General features: G+C 65.7%; 19 protein-coding genes and 3 rRNA genes. 14 read left to right on the forward strand and 8 right to left on the reverse strand.

From position 1 onward, the window contains the following. Positions 1 to 4: 4 nt before the first annotated feature. From FBY40_RS08650 to FBY40_RS17550, 3 genes are read right to left on the reverse strand one after another with little or no spacing between them, the layout of a single operon-like run. Positions 5 to 910 (reverse strand): ABC transporter ATP-binding protein, encoded by a 906-nt coding sequence (locus FBY40_RS08650; RefSeq protein ID WP_141938025.1) that lies wholly within the window; start codon positions 908 to 910, stop codon positions 5 to 7. Continuing rightward, positions 907 to 1,206: a transcriptional regulator gene (locus tag FBY40_RS17545; RefSeq protein ID WP_235014715.1), complete on the reverse strand. Its 300-nt coding sequence runs from the start codon at positions 1,204 to 1,206 to the stop codon at positions 907 to 909. The genes FBY40_RS08650 and FBY40_RS17545 overlap by 4 nt, the downstream gene beginning before the upstream one ends. Further along, a complete protein-coding gene (locus FBY40_RS17550) occupies positions 1,203 to 1,841 on the reverse strand; it encodes a hypothetical protein (RefSeq protein WP_235014716.1) in 639 nt (212 codons plus the stop codon). Before FBY40_RS17550 ends, FBY40_RS17545 begins: the two co-directional genes overlap by 4 nt. 269 nt (positions 1,842 to 2,110) lie before the next feature. Between FBY40_RS17550 and argC the strand changes: the two genes are divergently transcribed. The 8 genes from argC (at position 2,111) to FBY40_RS08695 (ending at position 10,625) form a co-directional block, all read left to right on the forward strand. Further along, positions 2,111 to 3,163 (forward strand): N-acetyl-gamma-glutamyl-phosphate reductase, encoded by a 1,053-nt coding sequence (argC, locus tag FBY40_RS08660; RefSeq protein ID WP_141938029.1) that lies wholly within the window; start codon positions 2,111 to 2,113, stop codon positions 3,161 to 3,163. After that, positions 3,160 to 4,317, forward strand: coding sequence for a bifunctional glutamate N-acetyltransferase/amino-acid acetyltransferase ArgJ (gene argJ, locus FBY40_RS08665; RefSeq protein WP_141938031.1), 1,158 nt, complete (start codon positions 3,160 to 3,162; stop codon positions 4,315 to 4,317). The genes argC and argJ overlap by 4 nt, the downstream gene beginning before the upstream one ends. Next, positions 4,314 to 5,213, forward strand: coding sequence for an acetylglutamate kinase (argB, locus tag FBY40_RS08670; protein ID WP_141938033.1), 900 nt, complete (start codon positions 4,314 to 4,316; stop codon positions 5,211 to 5,213). Before argJ ends, argB begins: the two co-directional genes overlap by 4 nt. After that, positions 5,210 to 6,442, forward strand: a complete 1,233-nt coding sequence (locus tag FBY40_RS08675) for an acetylornithine transaminase (RefSeq protein ID WP_141938034.1) — start codon at positions 5,210 to 5,212, stop codon at positions 6,440 to 6,442. Before argB ends, FBY40_RS08675 begins: the two co-directional genes overlap by 4 nt. Then, positions 6,439 to 7,362: an ornithine carbamoyltransferase gene (gene argF, locus FBY40_RS08680; protein ID WP_141938036.1), complete on the forward strand. Its 924-nt coding sequence runs from the start codon at positions 6,439 to 6,441 to the stop codon at positions 7,360 to 7,362. Before FBY40_RS08675 ends, argF begins: the two co-directional genes overlap by 4 nt. Then, positions 7,341 to 8,483 carry a heparan-alpha-glucosaminide N-acetyltransferase domain-containing protein gene (locus tag FBY40_RS08685; RefSeq protein WP_141938038.1) on the forward strand — a complete coding sequence of 381 codons (1,143 nt, stop codon included), beginning with the start codon at positions 7,341 to 7,343 and terminating at the stop codon, positions 8,481 to 8,483. Before argF ends, FBY40_RS08685 begins: the two co-directional genes overlap by 22 nt. Beyond that, positions 8,375 to 9,904 carry an argininosuccinate lyase gene (argH, locus tag FBY40_RS08690; protein ID WP_141938040.1) on the forward strand — a complete coding sequence of 510 codons (1,530 nt, stop codon included), beginning with the start codon at positions 8,375 to 8,377 and terminating at the stop codon, positions 9,902 to 9,904. Before FBY40_RS08685 ends, argH begins: the two co-directional genes overlap by 109 nt. A 76-nt stretch (positions 9,905 to 9,980) precedes the next feature. Beyond that, on the forward strand, positions 9,981 to 10,625 hold the full coding sequence (locus FBY40_RS08695; RefSeq protein WP_141938041.1) for a SatD family protein: 645 nt from the start codon (positions 9,981 to 9,983) through the stop codon (positions 10,623 to 10,625). A 3-nt stretch (positions 10,626 to 10,628) separates the two neighbouring features. Here the strand turns inward: FBY40_RS08695 and FBY40_RS08700 are convergent, their stop codons facing one another. After that, the gene (locus FBY40_RS08700; protein WP_141938043.1) at positions 10,629 to 11,222 is read right to left on the reverse strand and encodes a hypothetical protein; all 594 of its coding nucleotides are present in this window, start codon (positions 11,220 to 11,222) and stop codon (positions 10,629 to 10,631) included. Between the two features lie 109 nt (positions 11,223 to 11,331). On the opposite strand from FBY40_RS08700, the gene tyrS reads away from it, so the two are divergent. The 6 genes from tyrS (at position 11,332) to FBY40_RS08730 (ending at position 20,823) form a co-directional block, all read left to right on the forward strand. Next, positions 11,332 to 12,636 carry a tyrosine--tRNA ligase gene (gene tyrS, locus FBY40_RS08705; protein ID WP_235014722.1) on the forward strand — a complete coding sequence of 435 codons (1,305 nt, stop codon included), beginning with the start codon at positions 11,332 to 11,334 and terminating at the stop codon, positions 12,634 to 12,636. Between the two features lie 697 nt (positions 12,637 to 13,333). Then, positions 13,334 to 14,855: ribosomal RNA gene (locus tag FBY40_RS08710) — 16S ribosomal RNA — on the forward strand. Positions 14,856 to 15,239: 384 nt separating this feature from the next. Next, positions 15,240 to 18,346, forward strand: a 23S ribosomal RNA gene (locus tag FBY40_RS08715). 101 nt (positions 18,347 to 18,447) lie between these two features. Further along, positions 18,448 to 18,564: ribosomal RNA gene (gene rrf, locus FBY40_RS08720) — 5S ribosomal RNA — on the forward strand. The 16S, 23S and 5S rRNA genes sit together here, the layout of an rRNA operon. Before the next feature lie 544 nt (positions 18,565 to 19,108). Then, positions 19,109 to 19,786: a hypothetical protein gene (locus FBY40_RS08725; RefSeq protein ID WP_235014724.1), complete on the forward strand. Its 678-nt coding sequence runs from the start codon at positions 19,109 to 19,111 to the stop codon at positions 19,784 to 19,786. Beyond that, complete coding sequence (locus FBY40_RS08730) at positions 19,786 to 20,823, forward strand: HAD-IIA family hydrolase (RefSeq protein WP_141938048.1); 1,038 nt, start codon at positions 19,786 to 19,788, stop codon at positions 20,821 to 20,823. The genes FBY40_RS08725 and FBY40_RS08730 overlap by 1 nt, the downstream gene beginning before the upstream one ends. A 20-nt stretch (positions 20,824 to 20,843) precedes the next feature. On the opposite strand, the gene FBY40_RS08735 is transcribed toward FBY40_RS08730, so the two are convergent. The 4 genes from FBY40_RS08735 to FBY40_RS08745 form a co-directional block, all read right to left on the reverse strand. Then, entirely contained in the window at positions 20,844 to 21,026 is a 183-nt protein-coding gene (locus FBY40_RS08735; protein WP_141938050.1) for a hypothetical protein, read from the reverse strand. 17 nt (positions 21,027 to 21,043) lie between these two features. Beyond that, complete coding sequence (locus tag FBY40_RS17555; protein ID WP_235014726.1) at positions 21,044 to 21,634, reverse strand: glycosyltransferase; 591 nt, start codon at positions 21,632 to 21,634, stop codon at positions 21,044 to 21,046. Then, positions 21,631 to 21,969 carry a glycosyltransferase gene (locus FBY40_RS17560; protein WP_235014727.1) on the reverse strand — a complete coding sequence of 113 codons (339 nt, stop codon included), beginning with the start codon at positions 21,967 to 21,969 and terminating at the stop codon, positions 21,631 to 21,633. The genes FBY40_RS17555 and FBY40_RS17560 overlap by 4 nt, the downstream gene beginning before the upstream one ends. A 217-nt stretch (positions 21,970 to 22,186) precedes the next feature. Next, positions 22,187 to 23,740 (reverse strand): helix-turn-helix transcriptional regulator, encoded by a 1,554-nt coding sequence (locus FBY40_RS08745; RefSeq protein WP_141938052.1) that lies wholly within the window; start codon positions 23,738 to 23,740, stop codon positions 22,187 to 22,189. Between the last annotated feature and the right edge of the window lie 45 nt (positions 23,741 to 23,785).

Below are 23,785 nucleotides of genomic sequence, written 5' to 3' on the forward strand. Positions count from 1 at the left end.
ATCGTCAGCGGGAGGAGGGCGAAGTGAGCGAGAGGAAGGCTTCTTCGAGCGTGGCGCCGCGCACCTGCAGATCGAAGAAGGGCAGCTCGTGTGCGACGAGCTTCCGCACGAACGCGTCGGCGTCGGAGACGACCGCGCTGACCAGCGCGGAAGGGCCGGGGGATGCGCCGTCGACGACGGTGATGGCGGCGTCGGGCTCGAGGGCGCGAAGGTGCGCCGGCTCGACGCCGCGCAGCGTGACCCGACGGCGGCCGACACCGGCCATGATCGACGAGAGCGTGTCATCCGCTCGGATGCGCCCGTCGTCGATGACGATCACACGCTCGGCGAGCTGCTCGATCTCCTCCAGATGGTGGCTGGTGACGATGACCGTGCAGCCCGCCGCGTGGCGGGCGCGCACGGCCTGCCACAGCGCACGCCGCCCCTCCACGTCGAGCCCGGTGGTCGGTTCGTCCAGGAGCACGAGGCGGGGGTCGCCGACGAACGCCATCGCGACAGCGACGCGGCGCTGCTGGCCGCCCGAGAGCCCGCCGCACAGCGCGTCGACGAGGTCGTCCAGACCGAACTCCGAAACGATCCGGTCTCGCGGCGCCGGGGCCGGATAGTGCGCCGCGACGAGCTCGAGCACCTCTCGCACCCGCAGCGAGTCGGGAAGCGCCGTCGCCTGCGGGGTGCTGCCCAGCGTTCGCCGGGCCGCGGGGTTGCGAGGGTCGGCGCCGAAGAGGCGGACGGTTCCCGTTGTCGGCTGCCGGACGCCCGTGAGGAGGGAGAGCGCGGTGGTCTTGCCGGCGCCGTTCGGCCCGAGCAGACCCACGCACTCCCCGGCATCGACCTCGAACGAGACGTCGTCGAGGGCGGTCACGTCGCCGAATCGCTTGGTGACGCCGAGAAGCTGGACGGGGCCGGTCATGATGATCCTCCGAGAAGGTCGAGCAGGTGAGCGCGGTAGGTGCGGAATGCCGTGCGCCCGGCGGGGGTGAGCGTGATGAAGGTGGTGGGCTTGCGGCCGGCGAAGGCTTTGGCGATGCCGACGTAGCCGGCGGCCTCGAGCTTGGCCAGGTGCGTGGTGAGGTTTCCCGCGGTCATGTCGAGGAGTTTCTGCAGGGCGGGGAAGGTGATGTCATCGCCGTCGGCCAGTGCCTCGGTCAGTGCCGTCATGATGCGGAGCCGCGCCGGAGCGTGGATGACCGGATCGAGATCGTTCACGCGGTGTCCCGTCGCGGCTCGAGCGGCAGGACACCACGGCCGAGGAGCACCGCGACCACGAGCATCGCGATCGGACCCACGACCGCGTAGACGAGGTAGTGCACGGGTGTGCCGAGGAAGGTGGCGATCCCGGCGACGGCGATGAAGACGACCCCGAGCGCATACTGCGGAAGGGAGCGCCAGAGTGCGCCTCCGCCGAGGTAGAGGATTCCGACGACGAGGGCGAACATCCCGGGGTAGAGCACGGCGGCGGTGTCGGCGGGAAGGCCGACGCGCTGCGCGCCCGCGAGAAGGATGGATGCGCCCACCATCGCCACCGTCCATGACCAGCCGTACAGCATCCCCTGGACGCGCGAGGCTCCGCGGATGCCGGATGAGGCGCTTCGCACCCCGGTCGTGATCGACCAGACGATGGCGACCACGATGCAGGCGGCGAAGACCGGCCACGCCGCAGCTGCGGGAACGAGCGGGTCGGGCGTGGCGGACAGGTAGAGGACGCCGAACCCGATCGCCCAGGCCGCTGCCCACACCACCAACAGCACGACGTAGCTGCGCACCAGGCGGCTCTGGGTCATCCGCTGCTGGGACTGCATGACCCGCAGCATCCGCTCCGCCTGATCTCTATCAGAGCTCATTTCATCACTCACGCAAACAACTTTGCATTGCAAACTTAAATTGTCAAGCCTCCGCGCATCTGCGGGTTTGCATGGTGCGGGCGAGCGCCGCTAAGGTCGGCGCATGCCTTCGGCCGCGCTCGACTCCGCCACGCTCGCTCCGAGCGTCGCTCCCGCGCGCCGACGTCTGGACGGACGCCGACTCTAGGCGACCCCGCGCACATCCCCTGGAGGGGAGTCACGGGCGTCGCCGTCGGCAGCCCACGACCCCAGACTCTAAGGTGGAATCCATGACATATTCGGTCGCCGTCTCCGGCGCATCCGGCTATGCGGGCGGCGAGATCCTCCGGATCCTCGCCGCACATCCCGACGTCGAGATCCGCACGGTCACCGCGCACTCCAACGCCGGGCAGCCGCTCATCGAGCATCAGCCCCATCTGCGCTCGCTCGCGCACCTGACCCTCCAGGAGACCACCCCCGAGGTGCTCTCCGGCCACGACGTCGTCTTCCTCGCGCTCCCGCACGGACAGTCGGGGCAGTACACCGAGGCGCTGGGTGACACGCCGCTCGTCATCGATGCCGGCGCCGACCACCGGCTGGAGTCGATGACCGAGTGGGATCGTTTCTACGGCGGCGTCTTCCACGATCCGTGGGCTTACGGGGTTCCCGAGCTCCTCGTCGGTAACGGCAAGCAGCGTGCCCTGCTGCGGGGTGCGACCCGCATCGCGGCTCCTGGATGCAATGCCTCCACCGTCAGCCTGAGCCTCGCGCCCGGGGTCGCGGCCGGCGTCATCGACCCGGGCGACATCGTCACGGTGCTCGCGGTCGGGCCGTCGGGCGCCGGCAAGAGCCTCAAGCCGCACCTCCTCGGCAGCGAGATCCTCGGCACCGCGAACCCCTACGCGGTGGGCGGCAGTCATCGCCACATTCCCGAGATCCGCCAGGCGCTCGCTGCCGCGGCGCCCGGCGTCGCATCCGCCATCCGCGTCTCCTTCACCCCCGTGATCGTGCCAATGGCGCGCGGAATCCTCGCCACCTCGACCGCTCCCATCGCGCCCGGTACCACCGACGACGAGATCCGGGCGGCGTGGGAGGAAGCCTACGGCGACGAGACCTTCGTCCAGCTCCTTCCCGGGGGGCATTTCCCCCGCACAGCCGACGTGCTGGGAGCCAACACGGCGCTGATGGGCCTCGCGATCGACCGCGACGCGAATCGCGTGGTCGTCGTCACCGCGGTCGACAACCTCGTCAAGGGCACCGCGGGCGCCGCGGTGCAGTCCATGAATATCGCGCTCGGACTCCCCGAGGGTCGGGCGCTCACCGTGAACGGAGTCGCCCCGTGAGCGTCACCGCGCCCCAGGGCTTCGAGGCGGCCGGCGTCGCCGTGGGCCTGAAGTCCACCGGCAAGCCGGATGTCGCCGTGGTCGTGAACCGCGGCCCGCTCAAGGTCGGCGCCGCCGTCTTCACCAGCAACCGTGCGAAGGCCAACCCGATTCTGTGGTCGGAGCAGGTGATCCGGGACGGCGTGGTCGAGGCGATCGTGCTCAACTCCGGTGGGGCCAACTGCTTCACGGGGTCTTTCGGCTTCCAGACGACGCACCAGACCGCCGAGAGGGCCGCTGAACTCCTCGGCGTGGGCGCCGGCGACATCCTCGTCTGCTCGACCGGCCTCATCGGCGTCGGTGACGAGGTGTTTCGACAGAAAGTGCTCGACGGGACCGAGAAGGCGATCGGGACTCTCCGTCCGCACGGCGGTGACGACGCGTCGCTGGCGATCATGACCACCGACTCGCGCCCGAAACGGGCCGTCCAGGCCAGCCACGGATGGACGATCGGCGGAATGGCCAAGGGCGCCGGGATGCTGGCGCCCGGCCTTGCGACAATGCTCGTCGTCCTCACCACCGACGCCGTCCTCACCGCGGAGGAGGCCGACGCGCATCTGCGCGCGGCGACTCGTGTCACCTTCGACCGCCTGGACTCGGACGGCTGTATGTCGACCAACGACCAGGTGACGCTGATGGTCAGCGGCGCGTCCGGCGTCACTCCGGATCCTGACGAGTTCCGGCAACGGCTCACCGCGGTGTGCGACGACCTCGCAAGCCAGCTTCAGGCCGACGCCGAGGGCGCCAGTCACGACATCAGCATCCAGGTCACCAACGCGGCATCCGAAGACGATGCGGTGGTCGTCGGGCGTTCGGTCGCCCGCAACAACCTCTTCAAGGCCGCGATCTTCGGCAACGACCCCAACTGGGGACGCGTGCTCGCAGCGATCGGAACCACCGACGCCGAGTTCGACCCCTATGACGTCGACGTGTGGATGAACGGGGTGCGGGTGTGCACCCGGGGTGCCCCTGATCGCCCGCGCGAGGAGGTCGATCTCACTCCGCGTGCAACGATCGTGCGCATCGACCTCAAGTCGGGCGACGCTCATGCGCTCATTCGCACCAATGACCTCACCCACGACTACGTCCACGAGAACAGCGCGTACTCCTCATGACCGACATCCAGACGACCGACCCGGGTGAGGCGAGCGCGAGAGCCGCGGTCCTCATCGACTCGCTTCCGTGGCTCCGGCGCTTCCGCGACCAGGTCATCGTGATCAAGTACGGCGGCAACGCCATGGTCAGCGAAGAGCTGCAAGACGCCTTCGCCGCAGACATGGCCTACCTCCGCTACGCGGGCGTGAAGCCGGTCGTCGTACACGGCGGCGGCCCTCAGATCTCGTCCATGCTCGACCGGCTCGAGATCCCGAGCGAGTTCAAAGGCGGCTATCGCGTCACGAGCACCGAGGCGATCTCCGTCGTGCGGATGGTGCTCACCGGCCAGATCAACCCGCAGCTGGTGGGCAAGATCAACACCCACGGCCCGCTCGCGACGGGTCTGAGCGGCGAGGACGCCGGGCTCTTCGGCGGTCGCCGACGCGGCGTCACCATCGACGGCATCGAGCACGACCTGGGCCGAGTGGGCGATGTGGTCGAGGTCGATCCGCAGCCGGTCCTCGACCATCTCGCCGCCGGACGCATTCCGGTGGTCTCCAGCATCGCGCCCGACCTCGATCGGCCCGGTGCATCACTGAACGTCAATGCCGACGCCGCGGCGTCGGCGCTCGCGGTCGCGCTCAAGGCGGTGAAGCTCGTCGTCCTGACCGACGTGCCGGGCCTGTACGCCGACTGGCCGAATCGCGACTCCCTCGTCTCGCACCTGACCTCGTCGGCTCTGCGGGACATGCTCCCGACGCTGGAGTCGGGCATGATCCCGAAGATGCAGGCCTGCCTCGAGGCGGTCGAGGGGGGCGTCGAGACGGCGGCGATCATCGATGGGCGGGTGCCGCACTCGGTGCTCGTGGAGATCTTCACCAGCAACGGAATCGGAACAGAGGTGGTGCGAGGATGACCTGGCAGGATGACGCGGGGCGCGACCTCGTTCGCAGCTTCGGCGACCGGATGGCGATGTTCGTCCGAGGGGAAGGTGCGTACCTCTGGGATGACGCGGGGACCCGGTATCTCGACTTCCTCGGCGGCATCGCGGTGAACTCCCTCGGGCACGCCCACCCCGTATTCGTCGATGCGGTGGCACGACAGGCCGCGACCCTCGCACACGTGTCGAACTACTTCGCCACGCCCCCGCAGCTGCAGCTCGCCGCCCAGTTGAAGCGACTGGCCGGCACGGGCGAGCGCGGACGGGTGTACTTCGGCAACTCCGGCGCCGAGGCCAACGAGGCCGCGTTCAAGCTGGCGAGGCTCCACGGCGGCGCCGATCGACCCCGCATTCTGGCCCTGCGCGACGCCTTCCACGGACGCACGATGGGAACGCTGGCACTGACCGGCAAGTCCTGGATGCAGGAACCCTTCCTGCCGATGGTGCCCGGCGTCGAATTCATCGACTCGACGGTGGAGGCGCTCGAGGCCGCCATCGGCGACGACGTGGCAGCGCTGTTCGTCGAGCCGATCAAGGGCGAAGCCGGCGTGGTGGAACTGCCCACCGGATACCTCGCGGCAGCGCGCGAACTCACCGAGCGGCACGGCTCGCTGCTCATCGTCGACGAGATCCAGACGGGGGCCGGCCGGACGGGGGAGTGGTTCGCCTTCCAGCACGCAGGCATCACCCCCGACGCCATCACGGTGGCCAAGGGCATCGGCGGCGGGTTTCCGATCGGAGCGCTCATCACCTTCGGGGCGGCCAGCGAGCTGTTCTACCCCGGCACGCACGGCTCCACCTTCGGCGGCAATGCCCTCGGCACCGCCGTCGCCGCCGCGGTCCTCGCGGAGATCGAAAGGGCAGACCTCCTCACCAACGCTCGGGACCGGGGCCGGCAGCTGCGCGATGCGATCACGGCGATCGACTCGGACCTGATCGAAGGATGCCGCGGCCAGGGTCTGCTGATCGGTGTCGCGTTGCGTCATCCGCTCGCCAAAGCCCTCGTCGCGGCGGCTCAGCAGCACGGTCTGATCATCAATGCTCCCAACGACGCCACCATTCGGCTCGCACCGGCGCTGACCATCGGCGACGTCGAGGTCGACGACTTCCTCGATCTCTTCACCGCCGCGATCCGTTCGGTGGAGGACGCGCTCGTTCTCGACGGCGCGGGCGCGGGCTCCGGCGAGGGGGAAGGATCGAGATGACGCGTCATCTTCTTCGCGACGACGATCTCACCGCCGCTGAACAGCGAGAGATCCTCGACCTCGCGGTCGAGCTCAAGAGCGACCGATGGAAGCTCCGACCTCTCGAGGGCCCGCAGACGGTCGCGGTGATCTTCGACAAGTCCTCCACGCGCACTCGGGTGTCGTTCGCTGTGGGCATCGCCGATCTCGGCGGCTCGCCGCTGATCATCTCCACCGCCAACAGTCAGTTGGGCGGCAAGGAGACACCGTCGGACACCGCAAGGGTCCTCGAGCGTCAGGTCGCCGCGATCGTCTGGCGCACCTATGCACAGGCGGGTCTGGAGGAGATGGCCGAGGGAACCCGGGTTCCCGTCGTCAACGCCCTCTCCGACGACTTCCACCCGTGTCAGCTGTTGGCCGACCTTCTCACAATCCGCGAGCATAAGGGCGAACTCGCAGGCCTCACGCTCTCGTTCTTCGGAGACGGGCGCTCGAACATGGCGCACTCCTACCTCCTCGCGGGGGTGACGGCGGGCATGCACGTCCGCGTCGCCTCGCCCGAAGACTACGCACCGCGTGATGACGTCGTCGCTGCAGCGGACCGTCGAGCCGCGGAGACCGGTGGCAGTGTGGTCCTCTACACCGATCCGAATGAGGCGGCTGCTGGCGCCGACGTCATCGTCACCGACACCTGGGTGTCGATGGGCAAGGAGGAGGAGAAGCTCGCGCGGCTCCGCGACCTCGGGTCCTACAAGGTCACCACCGAACTCATGTCGCTCGCCGCCGACGACGCCATCTTCATCCACTGCCTCCCCGCAGATCGCGGGTACGAGGTGGACGCGGAGGTCATCGATGGCCCGCAGAGCGTCGTGTGGGATGAGGCGGAGAACCGCCTGCACGCACAGAAGGCGCTGTTGGTGTGGCTGCTCCGTCAGCAGTGACCGACCGCAGCGCCGGTGGTGCGCTCGCCCGCAATTGGGGCCGGCTGAACGGGAAGGGGAGGCTCGCCGGGATCGATCTGGCTCGGGGGCTGGCCGTGCTGGGGATGTTCGCCGCACACCTGCTGGTGACACCCGAGCTGCTGTGGACGGCCCCCGCGACGTGGCTGGGAATCGCGGACGGTCGATCCTCCATCCTGTTCGCAACGCTCGCCGGAGTCTCGATCGGGCTGGTGACCGGCGGCCCTCGCCCGGTCGGACGCGAGGCGATGGCGGTCGCGCGAATGCGTCTCGGCGTCCGCGCGGGCCTCCTCTGGGGACTCGGCGTGCTGCTCATCGCCACCGGGGTGCCGGTTTACGTCATCCTCCCCGCCTACGCGATCATGTTCGTCCTCGCCCTCCCGTTCACACGGCTCGCGGCGCCTCCTCTCCTCGTCATCGCGGCAGGCCTGGCGGTGGTGATGCCGTGGATCCAGGTGCTCCTCGACGAGGCGCCGCTGTGGTCGACTCCGCTCGGCGATGAACTGTCGGCCGCCGTCGGCTGGCACTATCCGTTCCCTGTGTGGATGGCCTTCGTCCTCGCGGGTCTCGGGCTCGCGCGCGCGGACCTCACCCGGCTGCGGGTGCAGCTGATCGCCCTCTCGGCCGGCGTCGTCCTGGCCGCTGTCGGGTACGGACTCGACGCGGCCGCGCGGGGGAGCGGCGATCCGGTGATGCCCACGCTGTGGAGCGAGGTGTGGACGGCCGAACCCCACTCGAGCGGACTCCTCGAAGTCGTCGGATCCGGCGGTTTCGCGATCGCAGCCATCGCCGCCTCGCTCCTGCTCTGCCGCACGGCCGTCATCTGGCTCGTCCTCCCGCTGCGTGCCGTCGGCGCCATGCCGCTCACCGCCTACACGGCGCAGATCATCGTCTGGGCGGTCATCGCCCTGGCGGTGTTCGGCAACACGAGTCTCCTCACACCGTTCCGCGAACTCGAACCCTTCTGGCCACTGACGCTCGGCATCGTCGCGGGATGCACGGCCTGGGCGCTGCTGGTCGGACGAGGTCCGTTCGAGTGGGCGTTCGACCGGGTGTCGAAGCTGATCGTGCCGAGTTCGTTGACGAAGAGGAGCAATCCGTGACCAAGGACGAACAGACCAACGAGGGTGCTCTCTGGGGTGCGCGTTTCGCCTCCGGCCCGTCGCCTGAGCTTGCGGCGCTGAGCGTGTCGACGCATTTCGACTGGGCGTTGGCACCCTATGACATCGCCGGTTCGCACGCTCATGCGAAGGCCTTGGCGGCGGCGGGTTACCTCACCGCGGACGAGGAACGGCGGATGCATGACGGTCTGGACCGCCTCCTGGACGCGGTGCGCGACGGCACCCTTCGTCCCCGGCCGTCGGATGAGGATGTGCACGGCGCGTTGGAGGCGGCGCTCATCGCCGCGGTCGGACCGGAGCTCGGTGGCAAGCTGCGGGCCGGTCGAAGCCGGAACGATCAGATCGCGACGCTCGTGCGGATGTACCTGGTCGATCACGCTGCGGTGGTCGCTCGTGATGTGCTGCGTCTCATCGACGCGATCGTCGCGCAGGCCGAGGCGCACGCCGACGCGATCATGCCCGGACGCACGCATCTGCAGCACGCCCAGCCCGTGCTGCTCGCCCACCACCTCCAAGCGCACGCCTGGCCGCTCGTGCGCGACCTCGAGCGCTTGCGAGACTGGCGTGTGCGAGCCGACGCGTCACCGTACGGGGCCGGCGCACTCGCGGGATCGACACTGGGACTGGACCCGGCGCTGGTCGCCCGCGAGGTCGGCCTCGGGCGGCCCACCGAGAATTCGATGGACGGCACCGCCGCCCGCGACGTCGTGGCGGAGTTCGCCTACGTCGCGGCGCAGATCGGTGTCGACCTCAGCCGCTTCGCCGAAGACATCATCGTGTGGAACACGCGCGAATTCTCCTTCGTGATCCTCGATGATGGTTTCTCCACGGGCTCGAGCATCATGCCGCAGAAGAAGAACCCCGACATCGCGGAGCTGGCTCGCGGGAAGACGGGCCGGCTCATCGGCAATCTGACCGGATTGCTGACGATGCTGAAGGGCCTACCGCTGGCCTACAACCGTGACCTGCAGGAAGACAAAGAGCCGGTCTTCGACAGTGTGCAGACGCTGGAGGTCGTCCTTCCCGCCTTCGCGGGTATGGTCGCCACTCTTCGGTTCGACGTCGATCGCATGCGTCAGCTCGCTCCCGCGGGATTCTCACTGGCGACGGACGTCGCGGAGTGGCTGGTCATGCGCGGCGTGCCGTTCCGCGACGCGCATGAGATCTCCGGTGCGCTGGTCCGGGCTTGCGAGGATCGGGGGATCGGCCTGGAAGACGTCGACGACGAGCTGCTCGCGATGGTCTCGCCCCACCTCACGCCCGACGTGCGGTCGGTACTGACGGTCGAGGGCTCGGTGGCCAGTCGCTCCGGGGTCGGCGGCACGGCACCGCACCGCGTTGCCGAGCAGCGTGCCGAGCTCATCGCCCGAGCGCAGGCGGCAGCGGCACCGTTCCTCCGTTAGCAGTGATTCAGTGATAGCGGCGGCAATATCGACGAAAAGTTGATATTTCGTCCCTTATCAGCCCTATGCTGATCCCATGCCGACCGTGGTGATCGCCGACATCGTCTCGTCTCGCGAGCTCGCGGACAGGAGGGCGGCGCAGCGCGACCTGGAGGCCGCGCTCGCGCAGGTCGCCGCGGACGGGCCGCCCTTCGAACGAGCCCTCCTCCCCGTCGTCGGCGACGAGATGCAGGGGGTGTATCCCCGTCTCTCGTCGGCGTTGGCGGCGACCATGCTGCTTCAGCTGGCCCTCCCCGAAGGTGTCGAGCTTCGATTCGGGATCGGGTTGGGCGAGATCGAGGAGATCCCCTCTGTCGGCGGCGCACTGTCGGAGGGAGAAGCGTGGTGGGCGGCGCGGGCTGCGATCGAGGAAGTCGAACACCTCGCGCGCCGAGTCGCGCCGTCGGCGCGTACCCGGGTGGCGGCGACGGGAGCGGCTTCCCCGGAGGTCAGCGAGATGGTCCGCGTGGCCAACAGCGGACTGCTCTCGCGTGATCGCGCGATCTCCCAGCTGAGCCCGCGCACCCGGCGCCTCGTCTACGGGCGATGGCTCGGCCGCACCCAGAGCGATCTCGCCGCGGCGGAAGGGGTCGTCCAGTCCGCGGTGTCGCAGGCGCTCGCGTCCGCCGAGGCCGGGGCCCTCATCGAGGGGCTCCGGGCGCTCATCGGCGACCGGCGGTGAGCGTCACCAGATCGCCAGCCACACGGCTGCTGCCACGGCGGACGCCCAGAGCAGACTGGCCAACGTGCCGACGATGAATCGCTCGCGAGCAGCGGGTGTCGCCAGCTCCGAGAAGCGGCCGACGCCCTTCAGTGCGACGACCACGGCGATGACGGCCGGGAACCCGGCGAGGATCCCCAGCGCGACCGAGGCCCGCTCGAGGAAACCGATCGTGGTCCCGCCTCGCAGGATCTCCTCCTGGCGGGACTCGGAGTGCTCCGCGGCGAGCTCGACCAGGATCCCTCCGCGGGGCCCTTCGGTGGTGCGACCGTCCGCGGCGACGAGGACCCAACGGGTGAAAGGGTTGCCACCGAGCACGGCCAAGGCCACGCCCAGGAACGCGAGGATCGCGCCGAGGAGGGCGGGGACGTTGTAGGGGAGCACCGCGACGACGACGAGGGCGAGCAGGACGAGTCCGGCAGCGACGGACAGCAGGGATGCGTGCGGGCGGCGTTGGGCGACGGTGACCAGGACGAGCGCGGCGCACAGGCAGAGGAACAGGAAGATCACGACGATCGCGACCGCCAGGGGATCGGTGGCGTCGAGGACATCCGTCATGCCGCAAGTGTCCCATGCGGCTCGGACAGCCCGCGAAGGCGGATCCGCCGGGGTCGGCGGCGCGGGACCGCGCACAGGGAGCGCTGAGCGCGCTGATAACCTGGCAGGCGTGTCATCCGCCGTCGTCGTGAACACGACCGCCCCCGCGAACGATCCGTCCTTCGACAACGTCTGGGACGAATTGGTGTGGCGCGGACTGATCCACGTCTCCACCGATGCCGAGGAGCTGCGCACGCTCCTCGGCGGTGAGCCGATCACCTTCTACTGCGGGTTCGACCCGACGGCGCCCAGTCTTCACCTGGGCAACCTGGTGCAGCTGCTGACCATGCGCCGACTCCAGCTCGCCGGACATCGTCCGCTCGGGCTGGTCGGGGGATCCACCGGACTCATCGGCGATCCGCGCCCCTCGAGTGAGCGGACCTTGAACACCAAGGAGACCGTTGCGGAATGGGTCGGGTACCTCCGTGCGCAGGTCGAGCGCTTCCTCAGCTTCGACGGTGACAACGCTGCCCGCATCGTCAACAACCTCGACTGGACGGCGCCGCTGTCGGCAATCGACTTCCTCCGCGAGATCGGCAAGCACTACCGCGTCGGCAAGATGCTGAGCAAGGACGCCGTCAGCGCGCGCCTGAATTCCGAAGCCGGCATCAGCTACACCGAGTTCAGCTACCAGATCCTGCAGGGGCTGGACTACCTCGAGCTCTACCGCACGTACGGCTGCGTCCTGCAGACCGGCGGATCCGATCAGTGGGGCAACCTCACCAGCGGGGTCGACCTGATCCACTACGTCGAGCACACATCGGTGCACGCGATCGGCACGCCGCTGATCACCAACAGCGACGGCACGAAGTTCGGCAAGAGCGAGGGCAACGCCGTCTGGCTCGACCCCGCGATGTGCAGCCCCTACCGGATGTACCAGTTCTGGCTCAACACCGACGACGCCGACGTCATCGCCCGTCTGAAGATCTTCACCTTCCTCTCGCGTGAGGAGATCGAGCGATTCGAACGGCTCGTGGAGGCGGAGCCGTTCCGGCGAGCCGCGCAGAAGCGTCTGGCCGCCGAAGTGACCTCTCTCGTGCACGGGGAGGCGGCCACGGCCTCGGTCATCGCCGCCTCCGACGCCCTCTTCGGGCAGGGCGACCTTCGCGCGCTCGATGCCGACACGTTGGCGCAGGCACTGCGCGAGCTGCCTCACGCCGAGATGGATCGTGGCGCATCCGTGGTGCAGGCGCTCGTGCAGACCGGACTGGTCGCAAGCCTCTCCGAGGCCAGACGTGCCATCGCGCAGGGCGGGGTCGCCATCGACGGCGTTCGCGTCAGTGACGACGCGGCCACTGTCGACGGATCTTTGCCAGGTGGGGTCTCGGTACTCCGTCGCGGCAAGAAGACGCTCGCCGGCGTCTTCGTCCGCTGAGCTCCGTCCGGTCACGAGCGGACTCCCGAAGGCTCCCGGCGTCGATCCTCCCGGGGAGCGATGAGCTCCCCGCCACTGGAGGCGCCGGGTCGCTCGCCGCGATCAGCGATCCCTCGTACGCATGCGCCCTGCGTCGGCATGGGACGAACCCGCGTGTTTCCGCGGATCTCAGCCGCGACACGCCCGGGATGCGGGCACGATTTGCCAGTCCTGCAGGGCGCACGTAAATTATTACTTGTTCGCCCCAAAGGGAAGCGAGAGAGGCCGAGAGCCTCACCCCCCTCAAGCGGAGAACATCCCCCCTCGAATAAGAGCTGAAGCTCGGACTTGAGACTCGTCGGCCGGAAGGTCTACGATGGGGAGCCCCCCGACGATCGATCTGATCGAACGTCATCCGAAACCCTTTTCGGTTCCGAATGACACGATTTGACGGAGTCGAACACGGGGGCTAAGCTAGAGAAGTTGCCCTGCGGAGATGGTCGAGAGGCCAGAAAGCAGGAGCATCCGATCCTTGAGAACTCAACAGCGTGCACTTGTCAAATGCCAAAAAACCTCGTTCCGGCGTAAGCCGGATAGAGATTCCTTTGGATCAAATACCGACCTTCGGGTCGGCAACGGATAGTCAGCAATGACATCCCTTTGGTCAGATCAAACTCGCTGCTGTCGGTCTATTCCGACCGGCTCGCAGCAACATTTCTTTACGGAGAGTTTGATCCTGGCTCAGGATGAACGCTGGCGGCGTGCTTAACACATGCAAGTCGAACGGTGAAAGAGAGCTTGCTCTCTGGATCAGTGGCGAACGGGTGAGTAACACGTGAGCAACCTGCCCCGGACTCTGGGATAACAGCTGGAAACAGCTGCTAATACCGGATACGAGCTGCGAAGGCATCTTCAGCAGCTGGAAAGAATTTCGGTCCGGGATGGGCTCGCGGCCTATCAGCTAGTTGGTGAGGTAATGGCTCACCAAGGCGTCGACGGGTAGCCGGCCTGAGAGGGTGACCGGCCACACTGGGACTGAGACACGGCCCAGACTCCTACGGGAGGCAGCAGTGGGGAATATTGCACAATGGGCGAAAGCCTGATGCAGCAACGCCGCGTGAGGGATGACGGCCTTCGGGTTGTAAACCTCTTTTAGCAGGGAAGAAGCGAAAGTGACGGTACCTGCAGAAAAAGCGCCGGCTAACTACGTGCCAGCAGCCGCGGTAATACGTAGGGCGCAAGCGTTATCCGGAATTATTGGGCGTAAAGAGCTCGTAGGCGGTTTGTCGCGTCTGCTGTGAAAACCCGAGGCTCAACCTCGGGCCTGCAGTGGGTACGGGCAGACTAGAGTGCGGTAGGGGAGATTGGAATTCCTGGTGTAGCGGTGGAATGCGCAGATATCAGGAGGAACACCGATGGCGAAGGCAGATCTCTGGGCCGTAACTGACGCTGAGGAGCGAAAGGGTGGGGAGCAAACAGGCTTAGATACCCTGGTAGTCCACCCCGTAAACGTTGGGAACTAGTTGTGGGGTCCATTCCACGGATTCCGTGACGCAGCTAACGCATTAAGTTCCCCGCCTGGGGAGTACGGCCGCAAGGCTAAAACTCAAAGGAATTGACGGGGACCCGCACAAGCGGCGGAGCATGCGGATTAATTCGATGCAACGCGAAGAACCTTACCAAGGCTTGACATATACGAGAACGGGCCAGAAATGGTCAACTCTTTGGACACTCGTAAACAGGTGGTGCATGGTTGTCGTCAGCTCGTGTCGTGAGATGTTGGGTTAAGTCCCGCAACGAGCGCAACCCTCGTTCTATGTTGCCAGCACGTAATGGTGGGAACTCATGGGATACTGCCGGGGTCAACTCGGAGGAAGGTGGGGATGACGTCAAATCATCATGCCCCTTATGTCTTGGGCTTCACGCATGCTACAATGGCCGGTACAAAGGGCTGCAATACCGCAAGGTGGAGCGAATCCCAAAAAGCCGGTCCCAGTTCGGATTGAGGTCTGCAACTCGACCTCATGAAGTCGGAGTCGCTAGTAATCGCAGATCAGCAACGCTGCGGTGAATACGTTCCCGGGTCTTGTACACACCGCCCGTCAAGTCATGAAAGTCGGTAACACCTGAAGCCGGTGGCCCAACCCTTGTGGAGGGAGCCGTCGAAGGTGGGATCGGTAATTAGGACTAAGTCGTAACAAGGTAGCCGTACCGGAAGGTGCGGCTGGATCACCTCCTTTCTAAGGAGCATCTGGATGCCTCGGCATCCCAGAGCCCGCTTCGAGCGAATGTCTCGGAGGGGTCAGCTCATGGGTGGAACATTTGACGAGGTGCCTCACGGATCGGGCTGATCTCAGTACGCTGCTTGCAGCTGGAAAGGAACGGCTCGCCCCGAGAGGCACATGCACGCTGTTGGGTCCTGAGGGACCGGATGCGGGTAACGCGGCGCTGATGCGCTTCGTGACCCACTCTGAACCTCAGGACCCTTCTTCGATGCCGCAACGCGGCATGCGGGAAGGGTACCGCCCGTACTTTGAGAACTACACAGTGGACGCGAGCATCTTAGAGACGCGTCGTTTACGACGCGCCTCACAAACGAATGATCGATAGATCAGCTCATGTGATTTCAAGTCTTTAAGAGCAAACGGTGGATGCCTTGGCATCTGGAGCCGAAGAAGGACGTAGCAATCTGCGATAAGCCTCGGGGAGTGGATAAGCACACTTTGATCCGAGGATCTCCGAATGGGGAAACCCCGCTGGGCGGCGTGCCGACCCAGTGACTCCCGCCTGAATATATAGGGCGGGTAGAGGGAACGTGGGGAAGTGAAACATCTCAGTACCCACAGGAAGAGAAAGCAACCGCGATTCCGTTAGTAGTGGCGAGCGAAACCGGAACAGGCTAAACCGAGTACGTGTGATATCCGGCAGGAGTTGCGTATTCGGGGTTGTGGGACTTTTCAGATTGCTCTGCCGAGCAGTCAGCGTTACAAGAAGGTATAGACGAACGGCATTGAAAGGCCGGTCATAGAGGGTGCCAACCCCGTAGTCGAAATGCCTCCCTTGACGCGAGAAGTATCCCAAGTAGCACGGGGCCCGAGAAATCCCGTGTGAATCTGTCAGGACCACCTGATAAGCCTAAATACTCCCAGATGACCGATAGCGGACAAGTACCGTGAGGGAAAGGTGAAAAGTACCCCGGGAGGGGAGTGAAATAGTACCTGAAACCGTTTGCTTACAAACCGTTGGAGCAGCCATAGCAGCTGTGACAGCGTGCCTTTTGAAGAATGAGCCTGCGAGTTAGCGATACGTGGCGAGGTTAACCCGAGTGGGGTAGCCGTAGCGAAAGCGAGTCTGAATAGGGCGATTCAGTCGCGTGTCCTAGACCCGAAGCGAAGTGATCTATCCATGGCCAGGCTGAAGCGACGGTAAGACGTCGTGGAGGGCCGAACCCACTTAGGTTGAAAACTGAGGGGATGAGCTGTGGATAGGGGTGAAAGGCCAATCAAACTTCGTGATAGCTGGTTCTCTCCGAAATGCATTTAGGTGCAGCGTTGCGTGTTTCTTGCCGGAGGTAGAGCTACTGGATGGCCGATGGGCCCTACAAGGTTACTGACGTCAGCCAAACTCCGAATGCCGGTAAGTGAGAGCGCAGCAGTGAGACTGTGGGGGATAAGCTTCATAGTCGAGAGGGAAACAACCCAGACCACCAACTAAGGTCCCTAAGCGCGTGCTAAGTGGGAAAGGATGTGGAGTTGCTCAGACAACCAGGAGGTTGGCTTAGAAGCAGCCACCCTTGAAAGAGTGCGTAATAGCTCACTGGTCAAGTGATTCCGCGCCGACAATGTAACGGGGCTCAAGCACGCCACCGAAGTTGTGGCATTGACATTATTGGTAGGCCTTCGTGGTCCAGCCGTGTTGATGGGTAGGAGAGCGTCGTGTGGCCAGCGAAGCGGCGGTGTGAACCAGCCGTGGAGGCTACACGAGTGAGAATGCAGGCATGAGTAGCGAAAGACGTGTGAGAAACACGTCCCCCGAATGACCAAGGGTTCCAGGGTCAAGCTAATCTTCCCTGGGTAAGTCGGGACCTAAGGCGAGGCCGACAGGCGTAGTCGATGGACAACGGGTTGATATTCCCGTACCGGCGAAGAACCGCCCCAGTCAATCCAGTGGTGCTAAGAGTCCTAGCCAGGAATGTACGGATCCCTTCGGGGTGAAGACGTCTTGGTGAACGCTCGACCCCATGCTGGTGCGGCTAGCGTATTAACAGGTGTGACGCAGGAAGGTAGCCCAAGCCAGGCGATGGTTGTCCTGGTGCAAGTGCGTAGGCCGAGTGATAGGCAAATCCGTCACTCATACAGGCTGAGACACGATGCGGATAAAAAGTGGGTGATCCTATGCTGCCAAGAAAAGCATCGACGCGAGGTTCAAGCCGCCCGTACCCCAAACCGACTCAGGTGGTCAGGTAGAGAATACCAAGGGGATCGAGAGAATCGTGGTTAAGGAACTCGGCAAAATACCCCCGTAACTTCGGGAGAAGGGGGGCCTTCGACGTATTAGGACTTGCTCCGAAAGCGTTTGGGGGCCGCAGAGACTAGTGGGTAGCGACTGTTTACTAAAAACACAGGTCCGTGCCAAGTCGCAAGACGATGTATACGGACTGACGCCTGCCCGGTGCTGGAAGGTTAAGAGGACGGGTTAGCCGCAAGGCGAAGCTCAGAATTTAAGCCCCAGTAAACGGCGGTGGTAACTATAACCATCCTAAGGTAGCGAAATTCCTTGTCGGGTAAGTTCCGACCTGCACGAATGGCGTAACGACTTCCCAACTGTCTCAACCACGAACTCGGCGAAATTGCATTACGAGTAAAGATGCTCGTTACGCGCAGCAGGACGGAAAGACCCCGTGACCTTTACTACAGCTTGGTATTGGTGTTCGGTGTGGCTTGTGTAGGATAGGTGGGAGACTTTGAAGCATGGACGCCAGTTCATGTGGAGTCATTGTTGAAATACCACTCTGGTCACTCTGGATATCTAACTTCGAACCGTAATCCGGTTCAGGGACAGTGCCTGGTGGGTAGTTTAACTGGGGCGGTTGCCTCCCAAAAAGTAACGGAGGCGCCCAAAGGTTCCCTCAACCTGGTTGGCAATCAGGTGGCGAGTGTAAGTGCACAAGGGAGCTTGACTGTGAGACTGACAGGTCGAGCAGGGACGAAAGTCGGGACTAGTGATCCGGCAGTGGCTTGTGGAAGCGCTGTCGCTCAACGGATAAAAGGTACCTCGGGGATAACAGGCTGATCTTGCCCAAGAGTCCATATCGACGGCATGGTTTGGCACCTCGATGTCGGCTCGTCGCATCCTGGGGCTGGAGTAGGTCCCAAGGGTTGGGCTGTTCGCCCATTAAAGCGGTACGCGAGCTGGGTTTAGAACGTCGTGAGACAGTTCGGTCCCTATCCGCTGCGCGCGTAGGAAGTTTGAGAGGATCTGACCCTAGTACGAGAGGACCGGGTTGGACGAACCTCTGGTGTGTCAGTTGTTCCGCCAGGAGCACCGCTGATTAGCTACGTTCGGGATGGATAACCGCTGAAAGCATCTAAGCGGGAAGCCGGCCTCAAGATGAGACTTCCATGCCTTCGGGCGAGAGGCTCCCAGCCAGACTACTGGGTTGATAGGCCAGATGTGGAAGTGCAGTAATGCATGCAGCTGACTGGTACTAATAAGCCGATGACTTGATAACACTTCGTTTGTGTTGCCCGCGTCCACTGAGTGGTTCTCGATGTACGGTCGAGAACCGCATGACAATGACTTTTGTTGTGCAGACTGAAACATCAATAGTGTTTCGGCGGCCATAGCGAGAGGGAAACGCCCGGTCCCATTCCGAACCCGGAAGCTAAGCCTCTCAGCGCCGATGGTACTGCAGGGGGGACCCTGTGGGAGAGTAGGACACCGCCGGACTTCTTTCGAGAAATGGCCACCCAATGTTGGGTGGCCATTTCGCGTTAACGGCCCATGCAGGGTCGGAGGGGAGTGCGTCATGACCGAGGATCGACGCGGAAGATCGGATGATCGTAGGGATCGTCCGTCCCGCGACAGTCGCGGAAAGGATGCGGCGGGGCGCGACAGTCGCGCCGACCGACCTCGACAGGCTCCCGGGGACCGCACGCCATCCACCGATCGCGGAAAGCCTCCGCGGAGCGGCGCTGACCGGCGAGAGGGCGGCCGCCCCTCATCGTCGCGGCGCGACGATGAGCGGCGCTCCGCGCCTCGCCGAGACGGCGACGCCCGACGCGACGGCGACCGCCGAACGGCGTCTCGTCGTGAGGGCGAGCGCAGCGGTGGACCGCGCCGTGACGGAGACCGCGGGTCAAGGCCTCGCCGCGACGATTCCTCCCGTCACGACGAACGTCGTTCCCGCCCCCCGCAGTCCGAGCGGATCCCCGAGCCGGATCTTCCTGAGGACGTCACTCCACGGTCGCTCGATGCCGCGGCGCGAAATCAGTTGAAGACGCTGAGTAAGGAGAATGCCGAGGCGGTCGCGCGGCACCTCGCCATGGCCGCCCTGCTCATCGACGAAGACCCGACGCGAGCTCACGAGCATGCCCTCGCCGCCACGCGCCGTGCAGGCCGCGTGGCCGTGGTGCGCGAGACGGCGGCGATCACCGCGTATGCCGTCGGGGATTTCGCTCTGGCGCTGCGGGAGCTGCGTACCTATCGGCGCATCTCCGGTCGCGACGATCAGATCGCGCTCATGGTCGACAGTGAACGGGGGGTCGGTCGCCCGGACCGCGCTCTGGAGGTCGGTCGGGCGGTCGACCGCACGGTGCTCCCGACGGATGTGCGGGTGCATCTGGCGATCGCGATGTCGGGTGCGCGGCTGGACCTCGGTGAAACCGAGCGGGCGTTGCAGGAACTGGACATCCCCGAACTCGATCCTGATCGCGCCTTCGCCTGGAGCTCCGACCTCTTCGCCGCGCGTGCGACCGTGCTCGAAGAGCTCGGCCGTCACGAGGAGGCTGCGTCGTGGCGTGCGCGCGCCGACGTGGCCGCCGATGTGATCGCCGGTGCCAACGGTGACGACCAGTGGGAGACGGTCGAGATCGCCGAGGTGATCGAGGAGATGGGCGATGGCGATGCCGTCTCGCCCTCCGCCGGCGACGATGCAGGCGAACGCAGCTGATGGCCCTGTTCGGGAGACGGGGCACAGGGCCGACCCCGCTCGACGGTGTGGACGTGATCCTGGCGGATCTCGACGGTGTCGTCTATGCGGGGGCCGGTGCGCTGCCGCACGCGGTGACATCGCTCCAACAGGCACGAGATGGGAGGCGCCTGGCGTACATCACCAACAACGCCTCGCGCCCGGACACCGCGGTCGCGGAGCACCTCACGTCGCTGGGGCTCCCCACGGCGGCAGACGAGGTGGTGACGAGCCCCCAGGCTGCCATGCGGCTTCTCTCCACACGGGTCGAACCCGGTTCGACGATTCTCGTCGTGGGCGGGGAGGGCTTGACGCGGGAGGTCGAGAAGGCCGGCTTCGTCGTGACTCGCAGCGCAGCGGATGAACCGGCGGCAGTCGTGCAGGGTTTCGCGCCGGAGGTCGGATGGCTGCAGCTGGCCGAAGCGGCGTACGCGTTGAAGATCCCTGAAGAAGATGGCGGGATCCCGTGGATCGCCACCAACACCGACTGGACGATCCCGCAGGCGCGCGGTGTCGCGCCCGGAAACGGCACGCTCGTATCCGCTGTGCACACCGCGGTCGGCCGACTGGCGACGGTCGCCGGTAAGCCGGAGACCCCGATCTTCGAGGAGGCGGTGTCCCGGTTCGGTGCGCGACGTCCGCTGTTCATCGGTGATCGGCTCGACACCGACATTCTCGGTGCCCGACGGGCGGGCATCGATTCCGCGCTCGTCCTGACCGGCATAGACCGGCCCAAGCAAGTGCTCGCCGCACCGCCCGGGTCGCGGCCCACGTACCTTCTCGGCGATCTGCGGGAGCTCCATGAGCCGTATCCTGCCGTCCGCGTGTCGGGCGACACCGTCACGGTGGGCCGGGCGCGTGTGCGGATCGACGGCGGTGACGTGCTCATCGACAGCGACGGCGACCGGCCGATCGACCTGCTTCGTGCCGGCGCGACGGCGATCTGGAACACGGGACGGGCGATCTTCGGATTCCGTGTGCCCGAGCGGCTCTACGCCGACCCGTTCCACCGGCCCTGAAGGCCGCGAGCCGCCGCCTCTCACTCACTCGACGGCGTATTCGCCAGCGCACGACGACGACGCGGGACGATGCGCATCACCGCCATCCCCGCCGCGATCAAGGCGAAAGCCGCGAGGCCGAGCCAGAGCGAATCGAACCCGGTGGCCGCGAGCGCTCCCGCGCCCGCGCCGGCTCCCATCGACGAAACGGCGTCGTTGTACATGAACGTCTCCTTTCCTCTCACCATGCGCGTTGACGTCGGGTCAACGCATCGAAGTAAGCCTTGGTGTGGACGAGCTGGAGGAACACATCGAGCAGCAGCTCGTACATGAGCGCCGCCGGCAGCATGTAGCGCCAGCCGCGATCGCGCAGCGTGACGACGCGCTCGACCACGAAGATGGCCGTGACGAAGAGCCAGAAGGGTTGCAGGCCCCACTGGCCCGTGGCCACGGCGAACACGATCGTGGCGAGGTAGAGGTACGTCACCAGGCATCCGACCATCGTCAGAAGCTGCCGGCCCCAGTACGGCCACGTCACCCGCGTCAGTCCGTACTGCACGCAGTTCTCCACCGCTCCGCGCTTCCATCGCAAACGCTGGCGCCAGAGCTCCGTCCAGCTGGGCATCACTTCCGTCACGAGTGTGCAGCCGGCGGGACTGAGCACCTCGTAGCCGAGATGCTTGATGGCGAAGGTCAGTTCGTTGTCCTCGGTGAGAACGGTCGTGTCGTACACGCCGCCGTGGCCATCTCCGGAGGGAAGAGCGCCGCTCTCGCGGGCGCGGCTGATCTCGCGGAGCACGGCGGCTCGCATCACCGCGGCGGTTCCCGTCACGACAAGGCATCTCCCATCGAGCCGTCGCACATCGCGTCCGTAACGGGCGTATTCGTTGCGGAGTCGGCGTCTTGAACCAGGATGAGGTCGTCATCGTCCAACTCGCTCAGCATCACGGCGAGCACCTGGTTGAGGGCACCCGCCTTCTTCGCGGTGTTGCCCGTCGTCGGCCAGACGTCGGCACCGAGATCCGCCGCGACAGCGGCGGTGTCGTCGGTGCAGTTGTCGGGGACCACCACGATGTGATCGGGGGGTGCGCTCTGCTGTCGCAGCCCTTGGATGGCAGCGCCGATCCCCGCCTCCTCGTTGTGGGCCGGGATGACCGCGACAAGCATGCCCGCTCCTTTCGACCGTGACAGTCGAACGTGGACGATGGAGTGAGGGCGGTGCGGAAAACGCCTGATCGGAGGATGTTCTCGGGTCAGGCGGGCGATAACGGCGTGGGCGCGAGGGGTGAAGGGAGGGTGAAACCGACAGCCCTCGGACGGGAGGACACACGAACAGGACCGACGGGATGCGCCCCGTCGGTCCTGTTCGTCTGTTGCGGGTGCGTCAGGCGGTCAGAACACCGAGACTTCGGGCGCGTTCGAGCGCGCCGTCACGCGTGGACGCGCCCAGCTTGCGATACACGTTCCGCAGCTGCGTCTTCACGGTGTTGAGGGAGACGTGAAGGGACTGCGCGATCGTGCGCGGTGACTCTCCCGCAGCGAGCCGCCCCAGGACCATCCGTTCGCGCGGGCTGAGCGCAATGCCTTCGTCGGCGACGTCGCCCGCGGTATCGACGCTCGATACCAAGACGTCGAGCAATGCGCGCTCCGCCGGGTCGAGATCACTGTGCATCGCTCGATCGATGAGCAGGGTGAGGACCCTGCCGGGCATCTTCCGGAAGGCGCGCAGGGCTCCGCTCCGGGCGCATTCGCGAAGGAGGAATCGGAAGGAGGCGTCCGCGGAGCGAAGGTCGCCCAGGAGCGCCCGCGCCTGCGCGTCGATCGCAGCGGCGTAGGCCAATGACCGGACCGGGTGGTCCTCGTCGAGGAAGCAGTTCCGGATCTCCTCCACCGCCCTGCGCGGTTCACCGATCGCCAATGCTGCCCGAGCCGTGAGGGCTGCGCCGCACACCAGGTGTGCCGGATCCGATTCGTCTCGCAGCACGACCGCAGCCCGCGCGAGGTCGCCGGCGTGCATGAGCGCCTGAGCGCGATCCCCCATGCGCAGAACGCGAAGGAGTCCCGCCGCGGTGCTTTCGCGTTCGATTACTCGCATCCGGCGGATCGCCTCGAAACGACCTTCGAGGTCATCGCACTCCTCCGCCAGGAGCACCTGCAGGTGCTGCGCCAGGAACTCGAATTCCGATCCGTCCACCTCGCACATGAGGCGACGCAGCGCGGGAGCGTGGTGTGCGAGCTCGTCGCGCTCCGCGGCGATGAGCATCTCGGAGATCTCCAGCGGCGCCGTCCACAATCCTCCCGGCATACGGTCCGCGAGGGGTCGAGCTGTCTGCATGACCCTGTCCGCCTGCGTGACGCTTCCGGTGAAGACCTCGACGATCGCGAGGAATCCGAGGGCTTCGATGCGCTTGTGCGGATTCAGGGTGGGCTCCGCATCGCGCAGACCGCGCTCGAGGTCGCCGCGCGCGCGGAACAGATCGCCCATGAGGACGCGGATCGTCCCCCGGTTGAGCAGCGCGGCCGGCCGCAGGTCGAGCCGATCGCGGATATCGCTGTGCGACGACGAGAGGATGTCGAGTGCGGCATCGGCGTAATCGAGGGCGGCGAACAGGTCGCCGCGCGAGCGCTCTACGAGGCAGCGCAGAAGGGCAGCGGAAGCGCGCACCCGGCCGCTCGTCTCCGGCCCGGCGTCGATGAGGATCTCGGCCTTCTCGAGATAGGGCAGCGCCCGCCACGCGCCGGCGGCTCCTTCCCAACGATAGGTCGCGGCCATGGCGAGCAGGAGACCGATGTCCTCGGACCACAGATGTGTGGGATGGGACATCACCCAGGCGCGCAGCGCGGCGTCTCCCTCACTCCAGGCCTGATTCCAGCCTTCGTCTGCCTCGGTGGGATTCATCGCCTCGGGCATGGGCGACGACGGATCGTAGACCGTCAAGGTTCGGGTTCCTTCCAGTCATCCACTGCCGACATCGCCGACACG

The sequence above is a fragment of the Microbacterium sp. SLBN-154 genome (assembly GCF_006715565.1).
Classification (GTDB): Bacteria; Actinomycetota; Actinomycetes; order Actinomycetales; family Microbacteriaceae; genus Microbacterium.